The 781-nt window shown below is 38.9% G+C and carries 1 protein-coding gene; it reads right to left on the bottom strand.

Annotation, left to right across the window (positions count from 1 at the left end; translation table 11 throughout):
* Positions 1-39: 39 nt before the first annotated feature.
* Positions 40-781: hypothetical protein (locus PG897_RS22525; RefSeq protein WP_270829449.1), on the bottom strand; the 742-nt coding region annotated here is incomplete at its 5' end.

Genomic DNA, 781 nt, shown 5'->3' with positions numbered 1-781 from the left:
AAGGGTACCACCAATCAGCAGTTGGCCACCTCTCGCCATTCATCCATGAGTGTCGCACTTATTATCTGAATTCCCGATATACTTATTGCTGTATTGGGATTCAACCTCATTAAACAAGTCCATAATTTCACATTCATCTGGGAAATCATCTATCACTTCTACTATCTTCTCAGAAAAAATGATTTTGTTTGAGTTTAGATTATATTCTAATGAAGAGGTCTCAATTGCATTACCTAACACAGACAAGAAAAAACCACACCTATGGTTACCAATATCTATACTGATATACAATATACACGCGACGGGACCGTCAAGAGGAGGTGAGTTTTCATCAAAGGAGAGTTCGGCAGTTACTGTTTTGGCTGACGCATTAACTAGGCTGAGTATCTGCTCTGCTTGATGTACGCAACTCAATATGTCTGCTTCAGACATATAAAGTTGATTGCCTATATCAAAAAAGTCTACCATCTCTTTGATGGTTGCTACTGATTTAATAAATCGGTTATTGGATCGTAAGTTAGAATCGTTTACAACTAGCTGTATCGGTTGCATTCCAACAGCTGAGATATCTAATTGAACGCATTTTTTAGCGCTTGCGGTGCTAATCAGTTCATAAAGACGAATATTTTCTAAAAAATCACTAAATGGTATTCTTTTGTTAGAGTCAAGTATGAATGTGAATCTGGCATCAATACTATCGTCAGACGCGAATTCAACTTCGAAGTGCGACACTCGCCTATGCCGCCTGACGGTACTCTTCGAATACCTTGACAGGCTGCCT

The organism is Aeromonas sp. QDB20 (assembly GCF_027707805.1).
Classification (GTDB): Bacteria; Pseudomonadota; Gammaproteobacteria; order Enterobacterales; family Aeromonadaceae; genus Aeromonas; species Aeromonas dhakensis.
This window is presented reverse-complemented; position numbering and strand designations above follow the sequence as displayed.